At 61.0% G+C, this 19,093-nt stretch carries 23 protein-coding genes and 2 tRNA genes; 19 read left to right on the top strand and 6 right to left on the bottom strand.

Going from position 1 to position 19,093, the window contains the following annotated elements; genetic code table 11:
- Window positions 1-152 precede the first annotated feature (152 nt).
- The 7 genes from NKH43_RS27465 to NKH43_RS27435 all read left to right on the top strand — a co-directional run bounded on the left by NKH43_RS27465 (window position 153) and on the right by NKH43_RS27435 (window position 5,983).
- Window positions 153-1,436: an ROK family transcriptional regulator gene (locus NKH43_RS27465; protein ID WP_352592370.1), complete on the top strand. Its 1,284-nt coding sequence runs from the start codon at window positions 153-155 to the stop codon at window positions 1,434-1,436.
- Window positions 1,437-1,630: 194 nt separating this feature from the next.
- Window positions 1,631-1,831 (top strand): CsbD family protein, encoded by a 201-nt coding sequence (locus tag NKH43_RS27460; protein WP_023677416.1) that lies wholly within the window; start codon window positions 1,631-1,633, stop codon window positions 1,829-1,831.
- Window positions 1,832-2,337: 506 nt separating this feature from the next.
- A complete protein-coding gene (locus NKH43_RS27455) occupies window positions 2,338-2,880 on the top strand; it encodes a hypothetical protein (RefSeq protein ID WP_352493816.1) in 543 nt (180 codons plus the stop codon).
- 278 nt (window positions 2,881-3,158) lie between these two features.
- Window positions 3,159-3,416, top strand: coding sequence for a hypothetical protein (locus tag NKH43_RS27450; protein ID WP_352493815.1), 258 nt, complete (start codon window positions 3,159-3,161; stop codon window positions 3,414-3,416).
- A 78-nt stretch (window positions 3,417-3,494) separates the two neighbouring features.
- Window positions 3,495-4,088 carry an SOS response-associated peptidase gene (locus NKH43_RS27445; RefSeq protein WP_352493814.1) on the top strand — a complete coding sequence of 198 codons (594 nt, stop codon included), beginning with the start codon at window positions 3,495-3,497 and terminating at the stop codon, window positions 4,086-4,088.
- A 73-nt stretch (window positions 4,089-4,161) separates the two neighbouring features.
- The gene (locus tag NKH43_RS27440) at window positions 4,162-5,043 is read left to right on the top strand and encodes a transglutaminase family protein (protein WP_352493813.1); all 882 of its coding nucleotides are present in this window, start codon (window positions 4,162-4,164) and stop codon (window positions 5,041-5,043) included.
- Between the two features lie 88 nt (window positions 5,044-5,131).
- Window positions 5,132-5,983: a transglutaminase-like domain-containing protein gene (locus tag NKH43_RS27435; RefSeq protein ID WP_352547875.1), complete on the top strand. Its 852-nt coding sequence runs from the start codon at window positions 5,132-5,134 to the stop codon at window positions 5,981-5,983.
- Between the two features lie 127 nt (window positions 5,984-6,110).
- On the opposite strand, the gene NKH43_RS27430 is transcribed toward NKH43_RS27435, so the two are convergent.
- Window positions 6,111-6,662, bottom strand: coding sequence for a group I truncated hemoglobin (locus tag NKH43_RS27430; RefSeq protein ID WP_352848019.1), 552 nt, complete (start codon window positions 6,660-6,662; stop codon window positions 6,111-6,113).
- 134 nt (window positions 6,663-6,796) lie between these two features.
- On the opposite strand from NKH43_RS27430, the gene NKH43_RS27425 reads away from it, so the two are divergent.
- Window positions 6,797-6,982 (top strand): hypothetical protein, encoded by a 186-nt coding sequence (locus tag NKH43_RS27425; protein WP_352860779.1) that lies wholly within the window; start codon window positions 6,797-6,799, stop codon window positions 6,980-6,982.
- Window positions 6,983-8,083: 1,101 nt separating this feature from the next.
- Complete coding sequence (locus NKH43_RS27420; RefSeq protein ID WP_352860777.1) at window positions 8,084-8,701, top strand: cupin domain-containing protein; 618 nt, start codon at window positions 8,084-8,086, stop codon at window positions 8,699-8,701.
- Window positions 8,702-10,062: 1,361 nt separating this feature from the next.
- Here NKH43_RS27420 and NKH43_RS27415 read toward each other — a convergent pair.
- A complete protein-coding gene (locus NKH43_RS27415) occupies window positions 10,063-10,326 on the bottom strand; it encodes a hypothetical protein (RefSeq protein WP_352860776.1) in 264 nt (87 codons plus the stop codon).
- A gap of 203 nt (window positions 10,327-10,529) precedes the next feature.
- A tRNA-Thr gene (locus NKH43_RS27410) sits at window positions 10,530-10,604 on the bottom strand.
- A 160-nt stretch (window positions 10,605-10,764) separates the two neighbouring features.
- Here NKH43_RS27410 and NKH43_RS27405 point away from each other — a divergent pair.
- From NKH43_RS27405 to NKH43_RS27360, 10 genes are all read left to right on the top strand, one after another.
- On the top strand, window positions 10,765-10,947 hold the full coding sequence (locus tag NKH43_RS27405; protein WP_352493808.1) for a hypothetical protein: 183 nt from the start codon (window positions 10,765-10,767) through the stop codon (window positions 10,945-10,947).
- Between the two features lie 160 nt (window positions 10,948-11,107).
- On the top strand, window positions 11,108-12,400 hold the full coding sequence (gene murA, locus NKH43_RS27400; RefSeq protein WP_352848025.1) for a UDP-N-acetylglucosamine 1-carboxyvinyltransferase: 1,293 nt from the start codon (window positions 11,108-11,110) through the stop codon (window positions 12,398-12,400).
- Between the two features lie 93 nt (window positions 12,401-12,493).
- Window positions 12,494-12,928: a DUF2948 family protein gene (locus tag NKH43_RS27395; RefSeq protein ID WP_352482425.1), complete on the top strand. Its 435-nt coding sequence runs from the start codon at window positions 12,494-12,496 to the stop codon at window positions 12,926-12,928.
- Window positions 12,929-12,932: 4 nt separating this feature from the next.
- Window positions 12,933-14,225: a histidinol dehydrogenase gene (gene hisD / locus NKH43_RS27390; RefSeq protein ID WP_352860774.1), complete on the top strand. Its 1,293-nt coding sequence runs from the start codon at window positions 12,933-12,935 to the stop codon at window positions 14,223-14,225.
- A 2-nt stretch (window positions 14,226-14,227) separates the two neighbouring features.
- Window positions 14,228-14,713, top strand: a complete 486-nt coding sequence (locus tag NKH43_RS27385; protein ID WP_023719444.1) for a UPF0262 family protein — start codon at window positions 14,228-14,230, stop codon at window positions 14,711-14,713.
- Window positions 14,714-14,771: 58 nt separating this feature from the next.
- Window positions 14,772-15,182 carry an arsenate-mycothiol transferase ArsC gene (locus NKH43_RS27380; RefSeq protein WP_023719445.1) on the top strand — a complete coding sequence of 137 codons (411 nt, stop codon included), beginning with the start codon at window positions 14,772-14,774 and terminating at the stop codon, window positions 15,180-15,182.
- A gap of 89 nt (window positions 15,183-15,271) precedes the next feature.
- Window positions 15,272-15,490 carry a translation initiation factor IF-1 gene (infA, locus tag NKH43_RS27375; RefSeq protein WP_006200926.1) on the top strand — a complete coding sequence of 73 codons (219 nt, stop codon included), beginning with the start codon at window positions 15,272-15,274 and terminating at the stop codon, window positions 15,488-15,490.
- A 25-nt stretch (window positions 15,491-15,515) separates the two neighbouring features.
- On the top strand, window positions 15,516-16,145 hold the full coding sequence (locus NKH43_RS27370; protein WP_352860772.1) for a Maf-like protein: 630 nt from the start codon (window positions 15,516-15,518) through the stop codon (window positions 16,143-16,145).
- Window positions 16,142-16,333 carry a DNA gyrase inhibitor YacG gene (gene yacG / locus NKH43_RS27365; protein WP_023719447.1) on the top strand — a complete coding sequence of 64 codons (192 nt, stop codon included), beginning with the start codon at window positions 16,142-16,144 and terminating at the stop codon, window positions 16,331-16,333. The genes NKH43_RS27370 and yacG overlap by 4 nt, the downstream gene beginning before the upstream one ends.
- Window positions 16,334-16,652: 319 nt before the next feature.
- Window positions 16,653-16,728 (top strand) — tRNA-Phe (locus NKH43_RS27360).
- Window positions 16,729-16,941: 213 nt separating this feature from the next.
- On the opposite strand, the gene NKH43_RS27355 is transcribed toward NKH43_RS27360, so the two are convergent.
- The 3 genes from NKH43_RS27355 to NKH43_RS27345 form a co-directional block, all read right to left on the bottom strand.
- Window positions 16,942-17,556 carry a class I SAM-dependent DNA methyltransferase gene (locus tag NKH43_RS27355; protein ID WP_352482429.1) on the bottom strand — a complete coding sequence of 205 codons (615 nt, stop codon included), beginning with the start codon at window positions 17,554-17,556 and terminating at the stop codon, window positions 16,942-16,944.
- A 217-nt stretch (window positions 17,557-17,773) separates the two neighbouring features.
- Complete coding sequence (locus NKH43_RS27350; protein WP_023719449.1) at window positions 17,774-18,529, bottom strand: AAA family ATPase; 756 nt, start codon at window positions 18,527-18,529, stop codon at window positions 17,774-17,776.
- Window positions 18,526-18,981, bottom strand: a complete 456-nt coding sequence (locus NKH43_RS27345) for a hypothetical protein (protein ID WP_352791676.1) — start codon at window positions 18,979-18,981, stop codon at window positions 18,526-18,528. Before NKH43_RS27345 ends, NKH43_RS27350 begins: the two co-directional genes overlap by 4 nt.
- Between the last annotated feature and the right edge of the window lie 112 nt (window positions 18,982-19,093).

The following is a 19,093-nucleotide window of genomic DNA, read 5'->3' as shown; positions in this document are numbered from 1 at the left end:
GGGCCGGCGCCGCAACTGGAAAATTGACTTCCGTGGCCCCGAAGGGCACTGTCGCTTCGCGCACGGGTGCAGCTGGAGCGCTCGACTGCGGCAACTTCAAAGCTGCAGGCGACTAGAGCAGTTCCGCGGCAATGAAATGGGGAGGCGCCGGTTTGTCCGGAAAAGGCAGCAATTCGGTCAAGGTTCGGCATTATAACGAGCGCTTCGTGCTCGATGCCATCCGCCGCCTGAAGGAGGCATCCAAGTCCGATCTGGCGCGCGCCGCAAATCTGACGCCGGCCGCGGTCGCCACCATTGTCGACGGGCTGGAATCGTCTGGATTCGTAAAGCAAGTGGGAAAAAGGTTCGGACAACGGGGGTCGCCGTCCACTCTCTACCGACTTGCACCGGAGCGCATCTACAGCGTCGGCATCAAGATCGGCCGGCGCGCGCTGGAAGCCGTGCTCGTCGACTTCGCCGGCGAGGTCCGCTCGCGCGAGTCGCACGAATATCGCTTTCCGGACCCCGATCTGGTGCTCAAGGCCGGCAACATGTCGCTGGCCACTTTCGACAAGCTGGTCGAGGGGCTTGGCGATGCCAGCATCGTCGGCGTCGGCATCGCTTCGCCATATTTCCTCGGCGGCTGGAGCGAGGAGCTCGGCTTTCCCGACGACCTCGGTAGCCGCTGGGAAGCAATCGATCTGACGACATTCTTCGCCACAAAACCGAAGACCCCGGTCTTCGTGGAAAACGACGCGTCATCGGCCGCACTCGCCGAGCTCATCCAGGGGACCGGCGCACGGTTCCGCGACTTCATGCATATCTCGATCGACACCTTTGTCGGCGGCGGACTGGTGCAAGGCGGCAAGGTCCACACCGGGCCGCACGGCAACAGCGCCGCGCTCGGTCCTTTGCCGGTCTCGCCTTCAAGCCTCGATTCGGTGGCGGCCAAGCCGGCGCGCTACCAGAGCCTGCTGCATCGCGCTTCGATCTATGTTCTGGTCAATCATCTCAAATCGCGCGGCGTCGAGATCAATCGTGCGCGCGAACTCGATCCCTTGCCGCCGGGGGCGCGCGAGCCGCTGTCGGAATGGATCGACGATTGTGCCAATGCGCTGGTCGAGGCGATCATCGCCATCACCTCCGTGATCGACATCGAGGCGATCGTCCTCGACAGCATCCTGCCGCGGCCGATCCATCTCGAGCTGCTGGCGAAGGTGCAGACCCAGTTCAACAGGATCAGCGCCATCGGCATCGTGGCGCCGGAAATCGTGTCGGGACAATTCGGCCCCGAGGCTTCGCCGATCGGCGCGGCGATGCTGCCGTTCTCGGCACTGTTGGCGCCCGACAGCGGCGTGCTGATGATCGGCAAGGACAGAACAATGCTGCTGGGCAGCCTTTCGAGGCTTGCCAGCCAAGGCCAACCAGCAAGAAGCTCAGCGCCTTCAACGGGATAAGATGGTGCTGCGAACGAGCATCAAGCTCTGGACATCATCAACATCAGCTCACAGTCCGGCACTGACACGGCGGGCTTTTTGCGCCGGCACCGGAACTTTTAGCGGCTGCTGATCTTCATTCGTTACCGACATCGAAATGCTCGATCGGTCCGCGCTCCGCTTTAGTGCGGGCCCCAGGAAGCAAGGAGGAACACATGAACTGGGATCAAATCAAGGGAAAATGGACGCAGTTCAAAGGCAAGGCGAAAGAGCAGTGGGGTGACCTCACCGACGATGATCTTGATCGCATCGAAGGCAACCGAGACCAGCTCTTGGGACGTATCCAGGAGCGATATGGCATCGCCAAGGAAGAGGCAGAGCGCCAGGTAGATGACTGGTCCAGAAGCATCAGCTGAGTCTTGGACGCAACGCCGTCTGCTGCCCCACCACCGGGGTGAACTCTGCGTCGCCCGCCGTGCCGACTGGTGCGGCGGGCCCTTTCGACAGCGAGGCCCGGGAGGAACCTTTAGCCGTATCTAATGTTCTACTTGCGTGGCGGGCGTCACCCCGACGTGCGCCTAGCCCGGAGGCGAAGGAGTGCAATCATGAACAACATTATCTGGCTGGTCGGCGCCATCGTGATCGTAATCGCTATTTTGAGCTTTTTGGGTCTGCGATAGCACATCTGAGCCCTCTCTTCGAGCCGGCGGCCCGGTCGGCATGGCCTCAGCACACCCAAGCTGGTCAGACTTAGGTCCCAAGCAAGACGCTCCAGGAATGGACCGAAGCCCCGGCTGAGGAACGTAGCCGGCTGGCTCACGTTGTAGTGAGCTTTGGCGCGACCAAGATGCGTCTGGGCGGAAGAGTTCAAGCCAGAGAGGAGAAGCCCGACGTTCCGAACGAGCGTCGGGTTTGGGCGCAAATGCAAACGATCAGCCGACTGTTCGATTCCCATGCCCAGGCAGCACGTGCTGTTGCCAGGCTTCAGGCCGGCGGGATTCGTCGCCGGCAGATCAGCGTGGTCGGATCTTACAATGACAACGATGAACCGATCAGCGTTGCTGGATATTACGACGATGAGATGAGCGGTCTCTGGCGGGGTGCGGGCGCAGGGGCCGCACTTGGCGCGACGGCTGGTCTGCTGGCCGGTTTTAGCGCTTTTGGAGCTCAGGGCATTGATCCCGCGGGGATGACCGGCATGGCTCTGGTCGGTGCGGCGTGGGGCGGCTTTGGCGGCGGGCTTCTCGGAACCTTCGCCAATTTTGCCCAGAAGCCGGGCAAGCCGAAGATCGCAGAGGGTGTCGTTCTGGTGATGGCCCGCGTCGATGAAAAGCAGGCCGGCGCCGCGCAGGCAGTGCTTCGGAGTTCCGTGGAGATGCCGCGGCGCATCTGCCGTTCCGGACAGATGAAGACGAGCGCTTACACAAATTCAAGCCGGCTCCGCGTCCAATCTGGTGCCCGATGAAGTTTGTTTCGCGAAACGGGAATTCAAACCGGAGGCGCCCGACGAAAGTTTGGCAAACCAACACCTTGGAGGCATGCGGGCTGCTTGCCGTCGTGCTGTCCCTTATCCTTACGGTTCTATTGGCAGGTCTCATCCTTGGCTGAAGCCGTGCCCTTGCCGCCGGCGACACGGTGCCAAGCTCGGGCAATCGGCAACTGGCGAAAGGTGTGGCCAGTTCGAAGGATTAAACCATTCGTGCTAAGCGTTCACAGCTTGTCGCCATAGGAGAGGACGCCGAGATGGACAAACGGGCTGAAGGAGACGCGGAGAGATTGGCTCGAGGCGAGTTCGAGCTCAAAGCCGAACGATATGGCGTGAACGCCTTTCTTCTCGTTGTCGAACTTATAAATCTGCTGGAAAAGCGCGGAACAATCAGCAGCGACGACGTCGCGACAATAGCCGAGGCCGCCGCACTTGCCGTTGCCGCATCCAGCGAACCCGACATGAACAGCATCAATCTGTTGCAGGCCATCGCCGCCGCACGCCGGCCCAAATAGGGCAAGTCCGGCAGCAATCGGCGCGAACCGAAAACGCTATATTGAAACTGATCTCGATCGAGCGTCCGGAGCCATTTAATGTGCAATGACTACGAGCAGCACATCGCCTGGGCCGAGTACTGCCGGATGATGGCTTTGCTGGCGCTCAATATTCCCAGCCATCAAACCGAACTGGACCTGCCGCAGGCGGATGACATCCACATCAACGACCCCGCGCCTGTAATGCGGGCTGCCGGCAACACAATCGAACTGGCGTCGATGACGTTCGGCTTTCCTCCGGCCGGACCAAAAGGCGGACCTGTATTCAACTTTCGCTCGGAGGGTCGACAATTCGGCAACAGCAAACGCTGCCTCGTCCCGGCGTCGGCATTCTTCGAATTCACGGGAACGAAATATCCGAAAGCCAAGCACAAGTTCACGCTGAATGGCCATTCGTTCATGGCGATTGCCGGGCTTTGGCGCGAGGGTGTCGGCAACAAGCCGCCGACGTTCACGATGCTGACGACCGATCCGGGGCCGGACGTGGCGCCATATCACAATCGGCAAGTGGTTGTGCTCCCGCCATCGGACTGGGCGGCATGGATCCATCTGACGAAGTCCGAGGCTGAACTCATGCGGCCGCTGCCGGAAGGGTCGATCAGAGCGGAAACAGTTCGCGCAGGTTCCGAGTAGGAACCATCGAATGAGCGTGGAAAAGATTATATGATTGCGCCAACATCGCAGGTAAACTTGTCGACCAAAACTGATGCCGATCTTCTCAGTCCAGCATACGACGGTCTATCGCTATAGCCGGCCGGTGAGGTTCGGCGAGCATCGGCTGATGTTCAGACCGCGCGACAGCTTCGATCAAAGACTCCTGGACCACGCCTTGTCTGTCGATCCCGAGCCGAAAGAGGTTCGCTGGATCCATGACGTTTTCGGAAACTGCGTGGCGGTGATCGATTTCGAGAACCCCGCGAAAGAACTGCGCTTTGCGACAGACATTCGGCTGGACCACACGCCGCAGCATGCGCCCGATTTCCGTATCGACGAAGCTGCGCTTCACTATCCGTTTTCCTACGATCCCGACGAAGCCGCAGATCTCTCCCAGACGATGGAACGTCAATACGAGGATGACAGTGACGAGGTTGGCAAGTGGGCACGACAGTTCCTCAGTGCCGCAGGGCACACCGGGACCGGCAATCTGTTGATGACGCTTTGCTATGCCATCCACGAGAGCTTTGTGTATTCCCGTCGAAGCGAGCCAGGGACGCAGCCGCCGCTGATGACGTTGCACCTGCGTCGCGGCACATGCCGGGACTTTGCGCTGTTCATGATGGAGGCGGTTCGTTCGCTCGGCTTTGCCGCCCGTTTTGTGACTGGTTACGTCTATGTGCCGAGCCGCGACAGCGCGACGGTTCTTGGCGGCGGGTCGACGCATGCCTGGTGCCAGGTCTACCTGCCGGGTGCCGGCTGGGTCGAGTTCGACCCCACCAATGGCATTGTCGGCAATCGGGATTTGATCAGGGTGGCCGTGGCCCGGCATCCTCGTCAAGCCATTCCGCTTTCCGGGAGTTATTCGGGAAGCGCGTCGAGCTTTCTTGCAATGACCGTCGAGGTGAATGTGGCGAAGGAGATCGGTGCGTAGGAAAATTAGCATCCGCTGATGTTTTCCCGGAACTGTTTGGCCGACGCGGAGTTTGCCCGGTTGCTGAATGACAACAATCGGAGCGTCGATGCGGATCCGCGCAGGTTACACCCTCACCTACGAATGTCCGCAGCCAACGCCGATGCTGTTGGCGCTCGAAATCCATCCATCGCGCCGGGTCGATCTGTTGACGGAACAGGTCATCGATTTCGATCGTCCCGTCGAAGCACGCGGCTACGTCGACGGTTTCGGCAACGCCTGCACGAGGATCGAGGCGCCCTCGGGCCTGACGACGATCTCAACCACCTTCGATATCTACGATAGCGGCGAGCCCGATGCGGTCGCCGAGCAGGCTGTGCAGCACAAGATCAAGGACCTGCCGGACGAAGTGCTCGTCTTTCTTCTCGGCAGCCGCTACTGCGATACCGATCGTCTTGGAGATTTTGCCTGGGCGAAATTCGGCAATACCGCGCCTGGATGCGCGCGTGTCCAGGCGATCTGCGATTTCGTTCACAATCACATCGTCTTCGACTACCAGAAAGCCGACCCGCTGCGGACGGCTCACGACAGCTTCACCGACCAGGCCGGCGTTTGTCGTGACTTTACCCATTTGGCGATCGCGCTATGCCGTTGCATGAATATTCCCGCGCGGTACTGCACCGGCTATCTCGGTGACATCGGGGTACCGCCGGCGCCGTATCCGATGGATTTCAGCGCCTGGTTCCAGGCCTATCTCGCCGGCACCTGGTTCACATTCGATCCTCGCCACAACCGCCCGCGCATCGGGCGGATATTGATGGCAACCGGGCGCGACGCGACCGACGTCGCCATCTCAACCAGTTTCGGTTTTTCGCGGCTTACCCGCTTCGAAGTCGTGACGGAGGAGGTCCAGGCCGAACCTTCCCTGGCGTCTGTCGAAAATTCCGCGTTCTCACCTTGAGCTGCAAGGTTCGTAGAGGTGGGTCGACGATGTCCCGAGGCCCCTCTGACCTCGAGGTCAGGGCCGCGCTGCATTCAGGGCGACGCTGGCGCCATGCGAATGCATCCGCCCGCACGATATAAGCGCTTCAGCCCCGCTTGACGTTGCCGGCGGTGACCTCGTCTTTGTGGGCGGCGAAAGCTTCCAAGACTTCGGTTTTCTCAGGCTTCGGAATTTTGAAATGATCCAGGGTCCGCCCGAGTTCCGCTGCGACCTCATCGAATTCCGCGGGGGAAATCCGCAGGTCGCGATGCGCCTCCTCGAGGCCGAGCGGCGTCGTGCCGGGCTTGGTGGCGACGAACTTGAAGGGCCCGCCAGAAACGTCGCAGACCCACAGCGTGCGCATGAACTTGAGGCCGGGCAACCTTTCAAGGTTCTTGGTGTGCCACTTGCGCAATTGTGGGTTCTTCGACTTCTTGCCGACGATCGGGTTTTTCACGACGGCGTCGCTAAAATGATCGATCACCGCTGCGATGGCGAACACGCCCCCCAGCCGCTCATACAGACTTTTTTCAGCTGTGGTTTTCTTGGCCTGGGCGAGTGCGTTGTCGGCGGGCAATACCGCCGTCGACGCGGCGGCCAGCGCCAGCGCGGCAACAACACTTCGTCTTGTCAAAGAGGTTGAAACAGCCGTTTTCATCCCTGGTTCCCTTCGAGGTTAGGCCAGAGCAAGCCGCAGCCTGTCTGGCGGGCTTCATGAAGTGACATTCGGACACTTTGCTATATTTTAGCATCGTCTAAGGAACAAACGAGCCCTTCGCCCGAATTATTCCGATGGACGGCATTCTCACGGTCAACATGCGTAAAAAGGGCGACGGCCGCGCGGATGAGGAAGGCTTAAGCACGCGTCGCTGCACGCGGCAGAGGTCGCGAAGCCACTTCGGCCGCATCGGCCCGATCGATGTTGCGGGCACCGTAGTGTTCCTGGCCTCGCTGGCGGCGGTCGCCTGCGGCCAATAGCCTGTGCTTTTCAAAAATCGCTAGCTTCTGCGGATAGGTGATCCGCACCTTTGCGTTGCACCCGTCGCATTTGAAGTGCGCGATTGTTCTGAGTGCAGAGCCCTTTCTTACCGCCGGATGCGAGCAATCCGGACATTCGAATGTGAGCGCGACATCCGATAAGTCTTTGGCTAAGCCCATTTCCATCCCCTTCGCAAGCTCGGTGGCTACACTCTGGCGATTCTCAATGGGCAATTCAGATGCCAAACGGCTGTGCCAAAGCGGGATTAGACCAATTCACCTCGGAACGCCGCAAAGCTAGTGCGCCTTCTCTCTGCCTTTTGAGCGACGAAGAGACCTAACTTCCTCCAGCAGTTCGCGCTCATTGGTAGTCAAGTTTCGGAAGATTGCGACAATCATCACCGCTAAGGCTTCGGCATCCAGGCTTAAAAGGTCAATGTGTTCATCTGCGCAAACCTGATCAAACACGCGTTCACAAATAGCCAAATCGTGAGGGCTGAGGCGAGTGCTATTGAAACGCCGGCGCGACATTTGCGAGCCTTCGACGCCCGCCGCCCTGTTGCAAAAGAAGCGGGCCCTGGCAAGAAACGCGAGTCGTTGAGTGGTTGTTCCCGGCTGCAAGCTTTGCTAAGCCGCCTGCAGCAGGGGCAGACCAGAAGCCTTTCCCCGCACGCATCATGGCGCATGCGAGCGGAGCGGTGCGCCGACCTTGGCACCTCAGACATTTTCGAGCGCCCGCCTGAGCGGCTCTGGCTGCCATGCGCGGGCCGATCTTGGACGGCTGGACCGTTGGACTCACGTCAGACACAGTAGCCTGGGGGCAAGACTGCTTCGAACCCTAAACGGGCCGTCGGCTACCCATTTGACGACGCGGAGGAGCCACGCCTTCCTCTGCTGGCACTCGTCATCGCAGCCAATGCCACCGCGACGACCTAGTTCCAATACTTGAAAACTCTCCCGAGACGGTTTGGCATCATGAACAGTCTTCTTTGGCGGCAGGCGCACTAGGGTGGCCCGAAATTTGGTCCGCCCCGTAAGGCGGTACATATGCTATAGCTAATATTGGGTCGAGGGGGTGACCATGAAAAGGGAGGACCAACCATGAAGCCGCATTCCCTCAGCGCCCACCGTATTGGCCTGCTTATATTCTCGGTGTGTGCTTTCGGGCTGATGACGTCAGTCTCAATGCCCGCAGACAGCAAATTCGCCGTCGAGCCGGTGGTTGAGAAAAAGGTGACGGAACTGCCCTCCGGACCGTTGTACTGGCGGCTGGATAATCTGCCAACGCTGGCGCAGGCCCAAAGCGCGGCGGGCCCGACCTCGCTTGCGGCGGAGATCGCAGGCAAGGTCTGGCTGTTCACGCTTGGACCGAAGGATGGCTCTACGACCGGCGGAGCCAAGGTCGTCGAGATCGGACCGATCCCTCCGATCAGCGCAAGCGAGTATTTGCTGCGCGTCAACCGCGCCGGTGGAGCGCCCGGCGTCAAGACGAAGATTCATACGCATCCGGGACCAGAGGCCTTCTATGTGCTGGCCGGCAAGGTCGGCCAGAGGACGCCCCACGGAGTGGCCTATGCTGAAGCTGGCACGGCCATGATCGGACACGGGGCCAACACGCCGATGGAGGTGTTCAACGCCGGCACAACCGATCTCGACGAGCTGGCAATCTTCGTGGTCGACGCCAATCAGCCGTTCTCGTCGCCGGCCAGCCTCGACTGAGGCGACATTCCCGGGGTGGCACTTCCGCTCTCCACCTGTTGCAGACAGTCAGTCAACGAGCTGTGAATGTCTGCCCTGGGTCGAACTCGGGTCGTTCAGGGTGTTGGGTTTTAACCCCAACGCCATCGGATTGGGTTCGCCTGACCTGCATAGCCGTCCATTTCCCACTCAGGGCTCATATTTCCAGCAAGGCCTGACAACGACGGTCCAGGCCCTCATGGGACGGGAAGTTTCACGATCTTGTCTCTTCTGTAGTCATAGCCGGTCTTCGGAGTTCCGTTGCGATAGTCGTTATAGGTCCAGCGGCCGGTGGCCCAAGCATTGACAAAGTCGGTGCACCACTTCACGCCTCCGGGAGGAGGTCGTCCTCGAACCCATCTCTTTTTCGATGTTACGCCTTTGAGGCAGTGCTGAATTGCAGCGCGCCTCTGTTCCGGACTCTGCAGTTTCGCTCTGCCTGCTTCAAACTGGGTTCTACCATCGCTTTGACAGCCAGCAATCAGCAGTGCTGTTGCGACGATCAATTTGCCGGCGCATTTCAAATGAGGCTCTCCAAATCGGGCATACCGCAATTAATTGGCACATGGACCGTCCCGCCACAATCGCTTGGAACGATCAACCGTGCGTCTTCGGGCACGCCTGCATCAATTGTGTCGAGCCCCGGCATCTATACACGCCACCGCGAGGTCATCGCGGATGCGATGATGCGGTATGAACGGAACTTGAGAGGTGAAACGGCGAGAGGCGCTCACTTCGGTGGTGGCATCGGCGGCATAATGTCGGTCCGGTAGAACCAATATCTTGTCCACTCAAAGGGTCCTTTACACACCATCTTTAGGGGTATGTATTTTGGAGTTTCAAGCCAAGTGGTGCAGCGGTACGACTGGTGTTGGTCGTTGATCATTTTATCATATCTGATGACCACGGTATTTATGCCGTCCAACTTCTCTTCACCGACGCGGCTGCAAGTTCGGTTTATCGGCGTCCCGTCCGGATTCAAGTCGCTGCCCGGAGGACGTGCCGTCGCGATCCAGCGCCCAAAAGGCTGGCGTCGTGAGTATACCATATCGCCTATGTAGATCTCTTCTTGATGCAGAAACCCAGGTTGGTCACCATACCTAATAAGTGGTCCGTAACCTGAATGGCGGGCGTCCTTAATACTCTTTCGTTGGCTTTGTTTAGAGGACTGCACGCCTCGGTCTCCTCCACATCGCGGGATGCTGTGGAGCCCGGAGCCGCTTTGGATACGAAAGGCAGACAGATCAAGCAGACTGAAAGGGCGAGGATGAATCGGGCAAAAAGGCTCATCATCCTTGTAAAGCACGTCCCATCGAGCACCGTAAGATAGACCCCGACTGAATTTACTCCATATCCGGCACGTCACCGCTGGTGAATAGTACGGTCGGCGGGCCGTAGTAACCAAGCGCCGGGTTCGCGTCACGGCTCCATGCGATTACGCCAACGTGCTTCCCTGCGAGCGTCTTAGCGGTGCGGATGGCGCGTTCCTCGCTTTGCTGATCAGCCGGACCAAAGGTGGGAAACAGTTCGCCATCCTCGCCACGATCGAACGCCACGACGACGATCAGCTTGGGCTGCTTCTGGCCAGGCAGAATATGATCCGACATGGCGGTAAGCTATCACATCACAGAGGATTGAGTCGCGTTCGAGACTCGGGAGGTGAGCATGCAAGACCATCATTTTTGACAAGCCTGCGCGCGTGGCACTCGGCAGGTCGCGGGGCGCCTATTTTTCGGCAACCTCGCCAACCGTGCACAATCATCATCGAGCAGGTCAAGCGGCCTTGGAAGATGCGCTAGCGAAAACGATCTGGTGCTGCGAGAGAGGATTGAACTCTCGACCTCTCCCTTACCAAGGGAGTGCTCTACCACTGAGCTACCGCAGCCGCCGATGGCGGGGCTTCTGCCATATCGAACCGGCAAGCGCAAGGCCAAGACAAAGACGGGTTGAAAGGCCGCACCAGGCGATCGTTGCGGACATGGCCGTGCCACAATGTTGGCTATCCCTTGATACGCACCGGCGGGTCGCCGGCCGGGGACGGGACGATGAACGATAAGACAATTTCTCCGAACAAGGATGGTCTACCAAAAAAGGCTGGCCGCAAGGACCGGCTGGCCGAGCAGTTGCGTGCCAATCTGCAGAAGCGCAAGGCGCAATTGCGCTCACGGCGAACCGGCGGGGCCGACCAGCGGCCGGACGGGCTGCAGGCGGCAAAGCAGAAGGATTAACGCGAATCGGCTATGTTGGTCGCCGGTATTTTGGCCAAGGTATCGTGGGCCAACGCGGGGAAATAGCCTGTTTCTTGAACCAAGCCGGCCAATGGTCTAGATGGGCCGCAACTGACTCAACCGATTTAAACCGGCTTTTCGGCCGAGGGGACGCTCTTTCATGGATCGCATCAGAATTGTCGGCGGCAACAAGCTTGCCGGAAGCATCCCGATCTCGGGCGCGAAAAACGCCGCGCTGCCGCTGATGATCGCCGCGCTTTTGACCGACGACACGCTGACGCTGGAAAACGTGCCGCATCTGGCCGACGTCGAGCAGCTCATCCGCATCCTCGGCAATCACGGCGTCGACTATTCGGTCAATGGCCGCCGCGAAAAGCAGCATGAGGGCTATTCGCGCACCATCAATTTCTCCGCCCGCAACATCGTCGACACGACGGCGCCTTACGAACTGGTGTCGAAGATGCGGGCGTCGTTCTGGGTGATCGGGCCGCTGCTGGCCCGCATGGGCGAGGCCAAGGTATCGCTGCCCGGCGGCTGCGCCATCGGCACGCGCCCGGTCGACCTCTTCCTCGAAGGCCTGCAGGCATTGGGCGCCGATATCGACGTCGACACCGGCTATGTCATCGCCAAGACCAGGAACGGCCGGCTGGTCGGCAACCGCTATGTGTTCCCGAAAGTCTCGGTCGGCGCCACCCATGTGTTGATGATGGCGGCCTCGCTGGCAAAGGGCGAAACGGTGCTCGAAAACGCCGCCCGCGAGCCCGAGATCGTCAACCTTGCCGAATGCCTCAACGCCATGGGTGCGAAGATCTCCGGCGCTGGCACCGCGACCATCACCATCGACGGCGTCGAGGCGCTGTCGGGCGCCCGCGTCAGGGTGATCCCCGACCGTATCGAGACCGGCACCTATGCGATGGCGGTGGCGATGACCGGCGGCGACGTCGTGCTGGAAGGCGCGCGGCCCGACTTGTTGCAGACGGCGCTGGACATCATTTCGCAGACCGGTGCTGAGATCACGCAGACCAATTCCGGCATCCGCGTCAGGCGCAACGGCGCCGGCATTTCGCCGGTCGACGTGACGACGGCGCCGTTCCCGGCGTTCCCGACCGATCTGCAGGCGCAGTTCATGGGCCTGATGACGATGGCCAAGGGTAAGTCGCGCATCACCGAGACGATCTTCGAAAACCGCTTCATGCACGTCCAGGAGCTCGCCCGGCTCGGCGCCCACATCACGCTGTCCGGCCAGACGGCGATCGTCGACGGCGTGGCGAAGCTGAAGGGCGCGCCTGTCATGGCAACCGACCTTCGCGCCTCGGTGTCGCTGGTCATCGCCGGTCTCGCGGCCGAAGGCGAAACCACGGTCAACCGCGTCTACCATCTCGACCGCGGCTTCGAGCGGCTGGAAGAAAAGCTGTCCGGCTGCGGCGCGGAGATCGAGCGCATTTCGGGCTAAAGCCTTTCCGCAAGGCTTGCGGTCCGGTTGCGCGGATCGCCAAGACCGCCTAACAGAAGGCCAAATGTAAACCTTCGCAGGTGCGAATTCCGCATGAATGGCCTTAAGCTTGTCGCGCTCGACGATCAGGATCTGAGCATCATCTCGGCGCATGTCCAGGATGCCGTGATGAAGGTCAGCGATCTCGAATACCTGCCTTCGGTCAAGCGCTTCGTGCTGACCATGAACCGCTTCGTCTGGGAGGCGAAATCGGGCTTCTTGCGCCAGCACAATGAGCGGCGGCAAGCGGTGCTGCATTTCGACCGGGTGCTCGCCGCCAAGACCAGCGGCATTGCCCGCGACAAACCGGACGAGGTGCTGTCGCTGCTGGCGATCAGCTTTCTCGCGCTAGACAAGCCGGCCGGCATCGTCGAGCTGATCTTTGCGGGAGGCGGCGCCATCATGCTCGATGTCGAATGCATCGAGGCGCGGCTTGCCGATGTCGGCGGTGCCTGGGAAGCGACGTCGCGCCCGGTCCACAGGGTCTGAGCCGATGGCCATCACGCTTCGCCAGTCCGACGCCGATTTCGAGCAGCGCTTTGCCGCGTTCCTGCTGACCAAGCGGGAAGTCTCGGCCGACGTCGACGCCGTGGTGCGCGAGATCATCGCCAAGGTGCGCGCCGACGGCGACGCGGCGCTCGTCGCCTACACGCAGAAATTCGGCGGCGGCGACCTGACAAGGCTCGGCATTGCGGTGTCCAAGGATGACATTGCCAAGGCTTACGATGCAGCCGATCCGCAGACGGTCGAGGCGCTGAAATTCGCCCGCGAGCGCATCCGCTCCCATCACCAGCGGCAGCTGCCTAAAGACGATCGCTATACCGACGCCGCCGGCGTCGAGCTCGGCTCGCGCTGGACGGCACTCGAGGCCGTCGGGCTCTATGTGCCGGGCGGCACGGCGAGCTATCCGAGCTCGGTGCTGATGAACGCCGTGCCGGCCAAGGTCGCCGGCGTCGAGCGCATTGCCATGGTGGTGCCAGCCTCCGGCGGCGACGTGCCGCCGCTGGTGCTGGTCGCGGCCGACCTTGCCGGCGTTTCCGAAATCTACCGCGTCGGCGGCGCCCAGGCGATCGCAGCCCTTGCCTATGGCACCGAGACGATAAAGCCCGTCGCCAAGATCGTCGGCCCCGGCAATGCCTATGTCGCGGCGGCCAAACGCCAGGTGTTCGGCACGGTCGGCATCGACATGATCGCCGGGCCTTCGGAAGTGCTGGTCGTCGCCGACGGCAGCAACGACCCCGACTGGATCGCAGCCGACCTGCTGGCCCAGGCCGAGCACGACGTGGCGTCGCAATCGATCCTGATCACCAACGACCCTGCCTTCGGCGACGCGGTCGAACAGGCGGTCGAACGCCAATTGCAGAACCTGCCGCGCGCCGCGACGGCGGCGGCGAGTTGGCGCGATTTCGGCGCCATAGTCCTGGTGCCGACGATCGAGGCAGCACTGCCGCTGGTCGACCGCATCGCGGCCGAACATGTCGAGCTTGCCATCGACGACCCAGAGCCTTTCCTGGCGCGGATGCGCAATGCCGGTGCGGTGTTTCTCGGCCGGCATACGCCGGAGGCCATCGGCGACTATGTCGCCGGCTCCAACCACGTGCTGCCGACGGCGCGCTCGGCGCGCTTTTCGTCCGGGCTTTCGGTGCTCGATTTCGTCAAGCGTACCTCGATCCTGAAGCTCGGGCCGGAACAGTTGCGGGCGCTGGCGCCGGCGGCGATCACGCTGGCCAAGGCGGAAGGACTCGATGCGCATGGACGCTCCGTCGCCATCCGGCTGAACATGTAGAAATGTCCGACTACGACGAAACCCGCGCCAGGCTGATCGATGTCGAGCTCGACGAGACGATCGGCCGATCGACGCCCGATGTCGAGCATGAGCGGGCGGTGGCGATCTTCGACCTGATCGAGGAGAACCGTTTCCAGCCGGTCAATGACGACGGTGCCGGGCCATACCGACTGAAACTGTCGCTGGCCGAATCCCGGCTGGTGTTCGCGGTGGCGCGCGAGGACGGCGCAGCCGTGGTCACCCATATCCTGTCGCTGACGCCGCTTAGGCGCATCGTCAAGGATTACTACATGATCTGTGAAAGCTATTACGACGCCATCCGCACCGCGACGCCCAGCCATATTGAGGCGATCGACATGGGCCGGCGCGGCCTGCACAATGAAGGCTCGCAGACGCTGATGGACCGGCTTGCCGGCAAGATCGACATCGATTTCGACACGGCGCGCCGGCTGTTCACGCTGGTTTGCGTGCTGCACTGGCGAGGTTAAACTGGCCGCCCCGCTGCCCCGCTCGATCCTGCCCCGCTCGATCCTGTTTGTTTGCGGCATGAACGCCGTGCGCTCGCCGATGGCCGAATTGCTGGCGCGCAAGGTGCTCCCGCCTACCACTTTCGTCGCCTCGGCCGGGGTGCGCGGCGGCGAACGCGATCCGTTCGTCGATGCCGTGCTGGCCGAAGAGGGGCTGTCGCTCGGCGAACGGCACCCGAGAACGATGGACGACCTCGAAGACGATTATTTCGATCTGATCGTGACGCTGGCGCCGGAAGCCCACCACACCGCGCTCGAACTCACCCGCTCGCTGGCCGTCGAAGTCGAATACTGGCCGATGCCCGACCCGACCGGCGTCAGCGGCACGCGCGAACAGATCATGGCTGCCTATCGCGACGTGCGCGAGCGGCTGAAGGCGCGGATCGGCCGCCGTTTTCTCGGCAACGAGGCTGAAAACGCCGCGGATTAAGCGTGTTCACAAGCGGACGTTTATCATATAGGTTCCGCGCAACTTTCCGGCCGGGGCGCTGGAAGTACCCATCCAAGCAAAGGTATCGAATGCCGAAGGAAGAAGTCCTCGAGTTTCCGGGTGTCGTGACGGAATTGCTGCCCAACGCGATGTTCAGGGTCAAGCTCGAAAACGAACATGAAATCATCGCCCATACGGCCGGCCGCATGCGCAAGAATCGCATCCGCGTTTTGACCGGCGACAAGGTCCTGGTCGAGATGACGCCCTACGACCTGACCAAGGGCCGCATCACCTACCGCTTCAAGTAAGTTCAAGGACCCGGCCGGGATCGCGATGGGCATTTTGCAGAAGCTCGTGCTTGCCTCGGGTTCGCCGCGCCGGATCGAGCTGTTGCAGCAGGCCGGCATCGAGCCGGATCGCGTGCTGCCGGCCGATGTCGACGAGACGCCGCTGCGTGCCGAGCATCCGCGGTCGCTGGCCAACCGGCTAGCGACGCAGAAGGCCGAGAAGGCGCTGGTCTCGCTGAAAACCGAGACGGACTACCTGCCGAGCTTCGTGCTGGCCGCCGACACGGTGGTTGCCGTCGGGCGGCGCATCCTGCCCAAGGCCGAGACGCTCGACGATGCCGCCAACTGCCTCGGGCTGCTGTCCGGCCGTTCGCACCGGGTCTATTCCGGCATCTGCCTGATCACGCCGGGCGGCAAGCAGCGCTTGCGGCTGGTCGAGACCAGGGTGCGCTTCAAGCGGCTGCCGCGCGAGGAGATCGACGCCTATATCGCGTCGGGAGAATGGCGCGGCAAGGCCGGCGGCTATGCCGTCCAGGGGCTTGCCGGCGCCTTCGTCGTCAAGCTCGTCGGCTCCTACACCAACGTCGTCGGCCTGCCGCTCTACGAGACGGTGGCGCTGCTGAGCGGCGAAGGCTTCAAGGTGCACGTCAACTGGCTGGCGGGTGCGCGGATATGAGCCCGGACGACAAGGTCACGCCGCTGCGACCCAAGCGGCCCTGCCCCGAATGCGGCAAGCCATCGGCGCGCGAAACCTACCCGTTCTGCTCGAAGCGCTGCAAGGACATCGACCTCAACCGCTGGCTGAAGGGCGTCTACGTCATCCCGGGCCGCGACGACGAGGACGACGACGACCACCAGAAATAGCGCCGTCCGCCTGCAGTTTTCCACAAGCTCGGGACGGTTTCGCGGCCGCGATTGTGACCGATGATCGGCCTTGCCGACTGCCTGTCGCTTCCCGCCTGAACTCAATGTCCAGAAGCTGTTCCATCCGGGTAGAGTCGGATGGAACAGGTTCTGGCGTTTTGCCTGAGCATGATCTTTTCCGAAAACCGGATTCCACTTTTCGGGATCATGCTCTAAGCGCTGGACAGGCCGAATTCCCGTGCTATAACCCACGCGCTTTCAAGGGGTGCCGACGGCGCTTTCATGAACCCGGTGTGCAGATTGCCGCCCGCCGGAGCAGGCCCAGATAGCTCAGTTGGTAGAGCAGCGGACTGAAAATCCGCGTGTCGGTGGTTCGAATCCGCCTCTGGGCACCACTACTTCCTCATATAAAGTCAATGGCTTGCGGTGTCGCCAGCTTGGCGACTTACGGCATTTCATGTCGCGCCGTGTTGCGAACTGTTACCGTTGAGTTTCAAGGGTTTCCTGCGACTGTCGGCAACTCCACGCGACATGAACGCGACATGAGCTTCAACAAAGACCAGCCTCATGGCAAATGCTCGGTTTCAAATTTCATGTGCCCGCCGGCTTTACCGCTTTCTGGCAACCACCAGGAAATTCTGCGCAAGCTCCGCCGGAATCCTGGCACTTGCGCAGATCCTTTCAAACGGCACCATCAATATTTCGCACAGTCTTGGCAGCAATTTCCCGGGTCGCGGCAAAAAACCGTACCCAACTATCCGCTCGACAATAAAGCCATTTGCAATGAGCGTCTGCTCGTATCCTTTAATGCTCAAAGTGTGGCGGACTGTCCCTCCTGCATAACGGTTCAGAATGCGGCAGACCAGCCCTATTGGGGAGGTCGCATTCATGTGGATATTCGAGATTAGCAATCCACCTTCGTTCAAATGCGCGCTGATGGCCGACAGTGCATCCTTCCTGAGCTCATCTTCAGCATTGAGGAAGAATCTGAATGCCGTGACCACGTCGAACCTTTCGGCAAGCGGAGAGAACGTAAGATCAGCGCGGACCAATTTCACGTTCTTCGGAACCCGTGCGCTAGCCAGCATAGATTGGGAGATGTCAACGCCGACGACTTCACCAAAAAATGGAGCTGCGATATTTGCTATGCGGCCTGTGCCGCATGCGAAGTCCAGGCATTTCCGGTTCGGCCCGCCAACAGGCAGGAGAATACGTTCGACCAAAGGCTTTTCGATACCCGACCACAGAGCTGCATAGTAGCCGGACCGGTACGTGTCGGAGTAATGGGCACCGTACCCAGCCGTCTGGTGGCTTGCTCGGTAATCCCGACGAGCGGGTGCACGGTTCTCATGGACGCTCCCGAACGGTCGCCGCTGCGCCCGCAGAAATCTGCGAATGCCAACGAACGATCTCACCGTGAACACCATGCAACTCGCGCCTCTAGTCTGGCCCGACGCATGCCGTCGCGGGCAATCCGTGCCCCACGATGCGCGCGACGACCTGTTCGAAATTGCGTGGGTCGAGGCCGTCGACACGCATCAGCGGCCATTTGTCTTGCAGGCATTGGCCGATCTCCCTCGCGATATCCGCTTGCTTCAGGCCCCTGACCACTCCGACTTCGAGAAGGCGCTCGAGGTACGGCTGCCGCGCATACCGCTCAATGAGGCGGTGGCGCAGCGTTTCCCCGGGCGCGTCGACTTGAATGAGGAGATCCGGTCGCGGCAGGAACGTCAGGCAATTACGAACCATGTCGATACTTGGATTTCGTCCCAACAGGACGAGCGCACACAACGCCTGAACGATGCCCTCTTCGAAAATGAAGTACCCTTCTGAGGCCTTCGCCGTATTCCAGGCTTCGAAGAGCAAAACGACGTCGATCTTCAGACGCAACGCCCATATTCGGCTTTTTGGAGGGATCGATGCCAAAAGCCGCGCAGCGGCCCCCTCGCTCGGCGGGGTCGAGAACAAGACCGGACTCGCGGTGGCGAGCTTGTGCACCAGACGCTGGATACCATGGCGTGTCTCCGGGCTTTCATCCTCGACCGAATCGACTTCGCTGCCGACAGACACAAAATCAATCCGGCGATAGCCATTGACTGTCTTCACACGGATGTCGTGTTTCGCCAGCTCACGGCAAAGGGCGCGGAGAAGGGTCGTCTTGCCTGCACCAGGCGGACCGAACAACTCGATAATCATGTAGGGATCTCCCGAACAGGAAGCAGAAAGATCGGATGAAGCGAGCTCGCCCGCTCCGGCGGTGTGGCGAGCGTAAACACTCTGGCATCCGCCTGGCCGAGTTGACCCCGCTCGCTGGCATCCTGCTGACGCCGCAAAAAGCTTTGGAGGAGATGCGATGCGGTGGAAGACTGCCTTTCCATGGCGTGCAGTCCCGCCTGTTGAGCCGCGACAGCGTTGCCGGTTGACTTGAGAACTTGCAATTGCTTCTCGATCGCCTGCGCTTGCGGCTGGTTGACACGCCTGTCGCTGTCGAACTGGCTCGTCGCCCGTGCCATCTCCTGATCGATCGAGCGCCCCACGGTTGCCCGTTGGTCGACGTCGGTCGTCGTGGCTTCCAGGCGTGCGAGCCTCGACGACGCCGACCCCGCCGCCTGCGCCAACACCTCCGTCGTCGCGCCGCTTGCGCCCATAGGGAACATGGACCTCAGAAAGTCTCTAAATTGCCTGGGGATCAGTGCTTACTATGAGTGCCGAACCATACCATCATCCATCTGAATGACTGCCGGCACCACGGCACGCGCG

Origin of the sequence: Mesorhizobium sp. M1163 (genome assembly GCF_040318415.1) — a bacterium.
GTDB lineage: Bacteria > Pseudomonadota > Alphaproteobacteria > Rhizobiales > Rhizobiaceae > Mesorhizobium.
The sequence above is the reverse complement of the archived record's forward strand: the minus strand, read 5'-3'. Positions and strand labels throughout refer to the sequence as shown.

Bases quoted from the DNA above. Each gene is read 5' to 3' on its own strand.
- NKH43_RS27460 (WP_023677416.1), top strand. From the start codon at position 1,631: ATGAACTGGGATCAAATCAAGGGAAAATGGACGCAGTTCAAAGGCAAG.
- NKH43_RS27455 (WP_352493816.1), top strand. From the start codon at position 2,338: ATGCAAACGATCAGCCGACTGTTCGATTCCCATGCCCAGGCAGCACGT.
- NKH43_RS27450 (WP_352493815.1), top strand. From the start codon at position 3,159: ATGGACAAACGGGCTGAAGGAGACGCGGAGAGATTGGCTCGAGGCGAG.
- NKH43_RS27445 (WP_352493814.1), top strand. From the start codon at position 3,495: ATGTGCAATGACTACGAGCAGCACATCGCCTGGGCCGAGTACTGCCGG.
- NKH43_RS27440 (WP_352493813.1), top strand. From the start codon at position 4,162: ATGCCGATCTTCTCAGTCCAGCATACGACGGTCTATCGCTATAGCCGG.
- NKH43_RS27435 (WP_352547875.1), top strand. From the start codon at position 5,132: ATGCGGATCCGCGCAGGTTACACCCTCACCTACGAATGTCCGCAGCCA.
- NKH43_RS27430 (WP_352848019.1), bottom strand. From the start codon at position 6,662: ATGAAAACGGCTGTTTCAACCTCTTTGACAAGACGAAGTGTTGTTGCC.
- NKH43_RS27425 (WP_352860779.1), top strand. From the start codon at position 6,797: ATGGACGGCATTCTCACGGTCAACATGCGTAAAAAGGGCGACGGCCGC.
- NKH43_RS27420 (WP_352860777.1), top strand. From the start codon at position 8,084: ATGAAGCCGCATTCCCTCAGCGCCCACCGTATTGGCCTGCTTATATTC.
- NKH43_RS27415 (WP_352860776.1), bottom strand. From the start codon at position 10,326: ATGTCGGATCATATTCTGCCTGGCCAGAAGCAGCCCAAGCTGATCGTC.
- NKH43_RS27405 (WP_352493808.1), top strand. From the start codon at position 10,765: ATGAACGATAAGACAATTTCTCCGAACAAGGATGGTCTACCAAAAAAG.
- murA (WP_352848025.1), top strand. From the start codon at position 11,108: ATGGATCGCATCAGAATTGTCGGCGGCAACAAGCTTGCCGGAAGCATC.
- NKH43_RS27395 (WP_352482425.1), top strand. From the start codon at position 12,494: ATGAATGGCCTTAAGCTTGTCGCGCTCGACGATCAGGATCTGAGCATC.
- hisD (WP_352860774.1), top strand. From the start codon at position 12,933: ATGGCCATCACGCTTCGCCAGTCCGACGCCGATTTCGAGCAGCGCTTT.
- NKH43_RS27385 (WP_023719444.1), top strand. From the start codon at position 14,228: ATGTCCGACTACGACGAAACCCGCGCCAGGCTGATCGATGTCGAGCTC.
- NKH43_RS27380 (WP_023719445.1), top strand. From the start codon at position 14,772: ATGAACGCCGTGCGCTCGCCGATGGCCGAATTGCTGGCGCGCAAGGTG.
- infA (WP_006200926.1), top strand. From the start codon at position 15,272: ATGCCGAAGGAAGAAGTCCTCGAGTTTCCGGGTGTCGTGACGGAATTG.
- NKH43_RS27370 (WP_352860772.1), top strand. From the start codon at position 15,516: ATGGGCATTTTGCAGAAGCTCGTGCTTGCCTCGGGTTCGCCGCGCCGG.
- yacG (WP_023719447.1), top strand. From the start codon at position 16,142: ATGAGCCCGGACGACAAGGTCACGCCGCTGCGACCCAAGCGGCCCTGC.
- NKH43_RS27350 (WP_023719449.1), bottom strand. From the start codon at position 18,529: ATGATTATCGAGTTGTTCGGTCCGCCTGGTGCAGGCAAGACGACCCTT.
- NKH43_RS27345 (WP_352791676.1), bottom strand. From the start codon at position 18,981: ATGGGCGCAAGCGGCGCGACGACGGAGGTGTTGGCGCAGGCGGCGGGG.